Origin of the sequence: Oceanospirillum sediminis (genome assembly GCF_014164585.1) — a bacterium.
Lineage (GTDB): Bacteria > Pseudomonadota > Gammaproteobacteria > Pseudomonadales > Halomonadaceae > Oceanospirillum > Oceanospirillum sediminis.
Map to the genome: position 1 here is coordinate 1 of NZ_JACJFM010000287.1, position 329 is coordinate 329.

Genomic DNA, 329 nt, shown 5'->3' on the forward strand with positions numbered 1-329 from the left:
GCTGCTGTAACTTTTTTACAAAAAATGCACTTATTTTTGCTCAGGGGGTTGTACTCTGCTTCCGGGTGCGTATAATACGCCCTCGCTGTCACGGGGTGACCCGATGAACAGCAGTAACCAATTGTTTTTACTGAGTTTTACTTTTATGTCTCTCTCAGGTTCTTTTCTCTCTTCTCAGGAAGAATCGGAAAAAAGATTAAAAAAATGATTGACTCTGAGGCCTGCATTCTGTAAAATGCGCAGCCTCGGTTGAGCGAGACGAGTTCATCGCTTAACCTGCTCTTTAAAAATTCAGTCAGATAATTCGTGTGGGCGCTTGCTGTGATGAT

1 protein-coding gene is annotated in these 329 nt (G+C 42.9%); it reads right to left on the reverse strand.

All coding sequences use genetic code 11. The features are described 5' to 3' along the window. Positions 1-143: 143 nt before the first annotated feature. Positions 144-329 (reverse strand): hypothetical protein (locus H4O21_RS25620; RefSeq protein ID WP_220495902.1); only part of this gene is annotated, 186 nt, incomplete at its 5' end.